Origin of the sequence: Sodalis-like endosymbiont of Proechinophthirus fluctus (assembly GCF_001602625.1) — a bacterium.
Lineage (GTDB): Bacteria > Pseudomonadota > Gammaproteobacteria > Enterobacterales > Enterobacteriaceae.
The window spans coordinates 1-7,615 of the sequence record NZ_LECR01000075.1 but is presented as its reverse complement, the minus strand read 5'-3'; the positions used below and the strand labels follow the sequence as shown (position 1 = coordinate 7,615).

Sequence of the window (7,615 nt, the reverse complement as noted above, 5' to 3'; positions counted from 1 at the left end):
TTGTACACAGGCTGGCCGAAATTATCCAACCGTTTATCCTGAATAATGAGCGGGAAGTCATCGACTCCATAATGATTCGGCAGTGGCAACACTTTGCTTAGCACATCCTCCACCAGCCACAGCCCTACCAGTCCATTGTAAACATGCGGCGCCATGCGGTTAGGGGTGTTGGCATGGTACCAGCAGGTGGCCGCCGGCTGACGGATGGGAATCACCGGTGACCAGTCCGCACCGGGTGACATCCTTCGCGTCGCGCCGCCCATAAGCGTACCGGGTACCTGCAGACCGCTGACGGTCATCGCTACAGGTTCATTCAGTCGATTGTTATAAACAAGCTTGACGTCATCACCGTTGAACACATGCACCGTCGGGCCGAGATAACCGCCGTTGATGCCCCAGGTAGCGGCGCGTCTTTCGGCGGAAAAGGCCCAGCGCGAGCGCTGCAGCGTCAGAAATAACGGCTGCCCACGTCGTGATTCCAGCAAGGGTGGGATCGGCAGCGCCACGGGCGCATCGGCGGCCCGTGCCTGCAGTGGCAGTGCACAGGCCGCAAGGGTAACCCCTGTTGTCTGAATAAACCTACGCCGACTGAGTGACATATCTGCTCCATTAGAGACGGCAAAGATTTTCTCGTAATATCTAACCTGCGGCAGACCGGAAAATTATCAACCGTATAACTGGGACGCATAGGCGTCCTAGGCCTCTGTTCGTCTCGGCTACGGCCTTATTGTTACGGTTCCGCCGGCCGGCATCGGGGAAAACGCTCTCGCCCTCGCGGCGCCTGTTGTTCCTCAGGACGCTACCGAGGGATTCTGCGTTGAAATCCTTCAACGCTCCCTCGCTTCCCGCCTGGCCGCTTCCGCATTCAAATCATCTAGCTTGTTTTTCATCACTTCCCGACAGTGCCTGGTCAACGCGCGCACCTGCTCACGGCTGTAACCGGACGTTTCAACCGGTGGTAGGATTTCGATGATGACCAAGCCGTTGGACCAACGATTGAGTTTAATTTTGTTGGAGGTATTAGAAACGCAAATTGGTACAATAGGAACATCGGCGGCAATCGCAGTGTAGAACGCCCCAGTTTTAAAGGGAAGTAAACCGCGACCGCGGCTGCGGGTCCCTTCCGGAAACATCCAGATGGAAATATTACGCTTTTTGATTTTCTGAACAATTTCAGTGAGTGTGCTGTGGGCGCGGGCGCTGTTATTGCGATCGATAAGCAAATTGCCGGTCAACCAGTAAAGCGGCCCAAACAGCGGGATTCGCAGCAGGCTTTTTTTCCCCACTGTTATGGTACGAGGCTGCACTACATAGGCAGCGGTCACCATATCGTAGTTGTTCTGATGATTGGCGATATAAATGCAATTTTGCGGCAGAGTCACGCCTTTGGGATGACGAACTTCCACTCGGATACCAAACAGGGGCGACATACGGCCAAACCAGCGCCCGAAGGTGGCGACATGACGGGGGTCTCGCGGGCTGAACAAGCAATAAATTAAGCCAAAAACGCAGATAATTATCGACAACAGCACCACTAAAATGATGCGAAAAATAGCGAGCATAGTTACCCCTTAACCTTCAGTCATCGCTAGTATATCGGCTTTCTGACAAAATACACGGTTACTCCCCCAGCCGTCGGACGGTGTTGGAAAACACGGAGGGTTATCACCTATTACTGTAGAGAAAACCGGCCGGGAGACGCCAGGCCGGCGCGCATATTACGCCTTTTTCTCTTCTCCAGAACCGGCCAGCGGATCGTTAATTTCTACCCAATCGACTTGCTGCAGTCCACGTGGCAACAAGGTTCCCTTACGCCCTCGGGCGGCGCTGAACCTCTGCAAGTCTTCCGGGCGGAGAGTGAGCTTACGTTTGCCGACATAGAAAACGGCGGAAGCCTTGGTAGACAGCAGATATAGACCGGCGAGGCGATCCTTGCCTGCTGCCGCATCCGCGGACGGGATAGAAATGATTTTACTGCCTTTTCCTTTCGACAGCTGCGGCAGATCGTCGACCGAAAATATCAGCAGACGCCCGGCTTCGGTGAACGCCAACAGCTTATCAGCGGCGCCTTTTATCCATAGTGGTGGCATGACCTTGGCGTTTTCCGGCAGCTTTAACAGCGCCTTACCGGCGCGATTGCGCGCCAACAAATCGCTAAATCTGCACACGAAACCATAGCCGGCATCGGAGGCCATCAGTAATTTCTGATCGTCAGCGCCGGTGAGAATTTGCTCCACCGATGCGCCTGGCGGCAACGTTAGCTTACTGGTCAGCGGTTCACCCTGGCCGCGTGCAGACGGCAGGCTGGCAGGCTCTAAGGCATAACTTCGTCCGGTAGAATCGATGAACACTACCGGTTGGTTGGTCTTACCACGAACTGACAACAGGTAATCATCGCCGGATCGGTAACCGAGCCCGCTCGGATTAATATCGTGGCCCTTGGCGCTGCGCACCCAACCCATGGTCGATAGGATCACTGTCACCGGCTCCGAAGGAATAAGCTCATTTTCGCTCAGCGCTTTCGCCTCGTCGCGTTCCACCAGCGGCGAGCGGCGTGCATCGCCGTAAGCGGCGGCATCCGCCTCGATTTCTTCTTTCAGCAAGTTGCCCAGTTTGCATTCCGAAGCTAGGACCATCTGGATCTTGTCGAGTTCCTTCTCCAGCTCACTCTGTTCGCCGCGTAGCTTCATTTCTTCCAATTCGGCTAAATAGCGGAGTTTCAACTCGAGAATAGCGTCAGCCTGGGTTTCGCTCAGCTCAAATCGCTGGATCAAAATCTGCTTCGAATCATCCTCGGCGCGGATAATATGGATCACCTCGTCCAGGTTGAGGTAGGCCACCAACAAGCCGGTCAGGATATGCAACCGGCGTAGGATTTTCTCCAGGCGGAAGTTCAGACGGCGTCGCACAGTATCGCGACGATACACCAACCATTCCGACAAAATATCGTGCAGGTTTTTCACTGCTGGACGGCCGTCCAGCCCGATCATGTTCATATTGACTCGATAGCTGCGTTCTAAATCGGTAGTGGCGAACAGATGATTCATGACCTGTGTCAGGTCAACGCGGTTTGAGCGCGGGACAATAACGAGGCGGGTCGGGTTTTCATGGTCAGATTCGTCGCGTAAATCCTCCACCATCGACAATTTCTTCGCGCGTATTTGGCTGGCTATCTGCTCAAGGACCTTAGCGCCGGATACCTGATACGGCAACGCCCTTATAACCGCCTCGCTCTCCTCGATGGTCCATAGCGCGCGCATGCGCACAGAGCCGCGACCGGTCTGGTAAATCTTGCGCAAATCCTCATGGGGGGTAATAATTTCCGCCTCGCTGGGAAAATCTGGCCCCTTTACATGTTCAAGCAAGTTTTCCAACGTGGCGGAAGGATTGTCCAGCAGCACAATCGCCGCGGCCGCCACTTCGATGATATTATGCGGCGGTATATCAGTCGCCATCCCAACCGCGATGCCGGTCGTGCCGTTTAATAACACATTCGGCAACCGCGCCGGCAGAATCTTCGGTTCTTCCAGCGTCCCGTCGAAATTAGGCACGTAATCCACCGTGCCCTGCTCCAATTCGCCGAGCAACACTTCGGCATAGCGGGACAGGCGCGATTCCGTGTAGCGCATGGCGGCGAAGGATTTAGGATCATCCGGCACCCCCCAGTTGCCCTGGCCTTCCACCATCGGATAGCGGTAAGAGAAAGGTTGTGCCATCAACACCATGGCTTCGTAGCAAGCGCTATCGCCGTGGGGATGATATTTACCCAATACATCGCCGACAGTGCGCGCTGACTTTTTATATTTCGCGCTGGCGTTCAGCCCCAGTTCCGACATCGCGTAGATGATACGGCGTTGCACCGGCTTGAGCCCGTCGCCGATAAACGGTAGCGCACGATCCATGATGACGTACATGGAATAATTAAGGTACGCGTTTTCGGTAAATTTACGCAGCGCCAGGCGTTCAGCGCCGTCATGAGTCAGCTTGCTCATTGATTATTGTTTCCTCTGACCGCGGTAATTGCCACGTGAGCAGCCACATCCCATATGCTGCGGTATGAGTTCGTGAACATGATACTACCCTATCTCCCTCGCTGTCACAGGACTCGCGCAGGCGCCAATACGTCAGCGCAGCTTAGGCCCTACTGTATTCAGTGTAATATTAAGTGATCTAATCACGGATGTGATAAAATATCACGGGCATCCAGCTCGCGTCTTTGGTTAAAAGATTAGGTAGCATCCACGAACGAAAGTGAAACAGAAGAAACGATGATCACGATAATTGTAGAAATCAAAGTTAAACCGGGACAAAGAGAAACAGTTTTAGCTGCTATCGAAGCGCTCAGGCCGAACGTGCTGGCCGAAGACGGATACGGCGCATGTACTTTGCTCACTAACTATAAAGCGTAAGTACCGTAGCGTAAAACCGTTCTCGACTCCATTTTATGCTATAACAATGGAAGAGCATTCAGCATTTGAAGTAGCACCAACAAACGGCACATTATAGATGCCCATCATGCCAATTATTGTCGATGACGTGATGGATGTTACATTTCATATTTTAGAGAGACGCACGGGAGCCTAAGCCTAAATAGGTAGGATACACATTGGCCGGTCACGACCACTTTATTTTAGTTGATTGCGCAAAGGCAATGGGAAAAGAGACTAGCGCTAACGGGTGGGTGTGCTGTTAGCGCTAGTCGGAATCAGAAGATCAATTTAAACACACTGATCAACGTCAGCAGGCCGACGATAAAAAAATAATGGCAATTATCCACAGAAATATATTCATTCCCTGTTCCTTCTCATTAAGTGATTCTCGTTTTTACCATAAGAGGAATTAAGATTTACCGTATCGGCCGTAAGAAAATTGTCCTTCGTGTAAGGGATACCACCTGACAGAAAGCCGTTTTGTCCGTATCTGTACGGCCGAGGTGCAGGAAAACTCTAGGCAGCCCCTTCCTGGCACTCAGACATGTTGACGTATAAAGGCGTCCAACACAGCGACGTTAGTGATGTGCAGCGCGGCGAGGATCAACATCTTGCCCAGCGCCAGTGCCCGACGCTGGCAAGCGTGGCGCATTTCGGCATCACGAATCCCGTCAAGATCGCTAACGTGGGCTGCTTAGCCCCCACCGTACGCCGAATAAGCTCTATGCTGCAATTACCCTATCACGTCTTATAAAAATTCACGCAAAAACAGCTGTACGTAACCGAGCTCAGCCAAGGTGTAGTCACGGCTTTTTTCGCCGCTACGCCTTGAAATCCCTCACTGAACGCTTGCCAGACCGCACGACGCCCACTCGCGTCTGCTGCAGCGTCGCGCAGCGGCAGCATCTCCCCAACAAACCGCAGTAATTAAGCAATAAATTGCCCACTGCGGTGCCAATATCAAAACCCACGGAACCATAGTAGCCAAATTCAGTATCGATCATCTTCAGACGTTCGCGAGCGATAAAAAGGGAAACGCTGTGAATATCCCCATGCAGCAGCGTCAGCGCTTTTGTCAAGAAACGGTGTTTGAGCGCTGCCACCCTGAGCTTCAGTTACTGATCGGCGCGCACCACGGCCGCGGTCGCCCAAGCTCAGGTTCATAGGCGTTGCGCTTATGGACCTGATAAAGGGTCGGCGAAGAACAGATCTTCCGTTATGCGGCACATTTTTCAGAGTTAAAAAACGAGCGACTTCATTTTTTCTCCTCGGACGGCTGATAGAAATCAGAGGTGTGAAACAACGTCTTCGCCAGATATTCGCCCAACTGACGTGCAGCATCAGGATACCATACCCCTCCACTATCTCGCTGCGCCAGATGAGATTATCGAAAAGATCTTCCAGCACCATTGTCGCCTGGGGAGAATCACCCGCACCGTGTGCTTCGGGCAATAGCGGCCATGAATGAGCAGTGTTTCCGCCTCGATACACGCTCGATCAATCGTCAGCAGCCAGGATTCCCCGACGCAGCGCACATACGGCAGCGCCTGTTTGACTATGACCAGACTGACGCCGTTAGCATCCAAAATTTGGAACACTAGATTGAGATCACACCGTCACCGATCTCATACGCGGCAATTTCGCTTAGGCGAACTGACAGGAATAGGCCACCGCGTCAGTGGCGGTAAAAGGAGTACGGTAAGATAATAATATCGACTTCCCTGATTAGCTGCAAAAAGACTGTAAGGGCGTAAAAATTTAGACTTTTATACATCTTAAGGAATGTAAACCTGTTTTTGCGGAAGGGGTTGGCGCCAAAACTAGTGTCTCTGCCAGTATGGATATCCACGGCAATAAAATCATCGAGGACAAGGTTGCCTTTTTCTAAACTGGACGCGGCGATAAAACAGCTGTGCGTGTCTCGCATCTGCAATGTGTTGCCGCCGGTGTCTGGGCCTCCAGCCTCGCGCGCCTACCCAGCGGCAAGCGGCGACTAATTCAGCAAAACGCATATTTTTACGCCATGAGCGTCCTTGTAATGATCTGCCGAAAATCAGTGACGTCTGGGGATCCAGCCATCCTTATGTCTTGATAGCCAAATACTAACATCGATGCCTGCTGGTAGCAACCGGCAAACAAAGATGCCCGCTGCCGGCAGAGAGGTAGCGTTCTGCGTTGATATCCTTTAGAGGTGAAACGCTGGCGACACAGGCGGGCACTGCAAGTCGAGGAGAGACAACGCAAAAAAAGCCACTGGCAACCTTGTAGTGCGTTACGTCAGCCGTTTATCGCCACAACGCCAGCGTCTAGCATGGGTCAAACATGACGACGCATCTTGGAGATGCCACTATGGGAATCATTCGGCGCGCCTGAGAATGGCGGCATAAACAGTGTTTGACGCTTCTCTGGCAAACTAAGGGTGGTTTGACAAACCGCCGTGTAAAGGCCTGTTTTATTCCTAGCAGGACTCACTGCGTGGTGAAATGAGGTCAACAACCTATCGTCGCAATTAAGCTTGCTGCTGCGACATGAAACATACGGCATCTTAGCGCACGCCGGGGTTCTCCCGAGGCTTATACCTCGATTTCCGTTTCGTCGCCCCTTTCTTGCAGCCAGTTGCGGCGGTCTTCGGCGCGCTTTTTCGCCAGCAGCATATCCATCATCGCAAGCGTCTGCTGCACATCGTCCGCTCCCACTGTTAACTGCACCAACCGTCTGGTATTGGGATCGAGCGTAGTTTCGCGCAACTGTAGCGGGTTCATTTCCCCCAGTCCCTTAAAACGCTGCACACTAGGTTTGCCTTTTTTGCGTTTCAACTGCTCCAGCATGCTGGTCTTCTCTTCCTCATCCAGGGCGTAATAAACCTCTTTGCCCAGATCGATGCGGTAAAGCGGCGGCATTGCCACGTAGACATGCCCCTCCTCCACTAGCTTGCGAAAATGCTTCATAAACAAGGCACATAAAAGCGTGGCGATATGCAGGCCATCAGAGTCCGCATCCGCCAGGATACAAATTTTACCGTAGCGCAGCTGGCTAAGATCGTTGCTATCAGGATCGATACCTAGCGCCACCGAAATATCATGGACTTCCTGCGATGCCAACACCTCGTCGGAAGATACCTCCCAAGTATTAAGGATCTTCCCTTTCAGCGGCATGATAGCCTGATATTCTCGATCGCGCGCTTG

General features: G+C 52.6%; 4 protein-coding genes and 2 pseudogenes. 1 reads left to right on the top strand and 5 read right to left on the bottom strand.

The annotated features are described in order from the left end of the window. The 3 genes from BG74_RS07295 to parC form a co-directional block, all read right to left on the bottom strand. The coding region (locus tag BG74_RS07295) for a multicopper oxidase domain-containing protein (protein ID WP_187202768.1) at nucleotides 1-599 on the bottom strand (599 nt) is incomplete at its 3' end. Nucleotides 600-827: 228 nt separating this feature from the next. Then, complete coding sequence (locus tag BG74_RS07290; protein ID WP_066597552.1) at nucleotides 828-1,562, bottom strand: 1-acylglycerol-3-phosphate O-acyltransferase; 735 nt, start codon at nucleotides 1,560-1,562, stop codon at nucleotides 828-830. A gap of 156 nt (nucleotides 1,563-1,718) precedes the next feature. Beyond that, nucleotides 1,719-3,992 carry a DNA topoisomerase IV subunit A gene (parC, locus tag BG74_RS07285; protein ID WP_066597550.1) on the bottom strand — a complete coding sequence of 758 codons (2,274 nt, stop codon included), beginning with the start codon at nucleotides 3,990-3,992 and terminating at the stop codon, nucleotides 1,719-1,721. Between the two features lie 276 nt (nucleotides 3,993-4,268). Here parC and BG74_RS13870 point away from each other — a divergent pair. Next, nucleotides 4,269-4,376, top strand: a pseudogene (locus BG74_RS13870) (putative quinol monooxygenase); the annotation flags it as partial. Nucleotides 4,377-4,968: 592 nt separating this feature from the next. Here the strand turns inward: BG74_RS13870 and mtnK are convergent. Together mtnK and BG74_RS07270 are read right to left on the bottom strand one after the other, a co-directional pair. Then, a pseudogene (gene mtnK / locus BG74_RS07280) lies at nucleotides 4,969-6,143 on the bottom strand (S-methyl-5-thioribose kinase). A gap of 860 nt (nucleotides 6,144-7,003) precedes the next feature. Beyond that, nucleotides 7,004-7,615 (bottom strand): toprim domain-containing protein (locus BG74_RS07270; protein ID WP_501037421.1); only part of this gene is annotated, 612 nt, incomplete at its 5' end.

Excerpts from the sequence above, each read along its gene's own strand:
- BG74_RS07290 (WP_066597552.1), bottom strand. The coding sequence starts at position 1,562 with ATGCTCGCTATTTTTCGCATCATTTTAGTGGTGCTGTTGTCGATAATT.
- parC (WP_066597550.1), bottom strand. The coding sequence starts at position 3,992 with ATGAGCAAGCTGACTCATGACGGCGCTGAACGCCTGGCGCTGCGTAAA.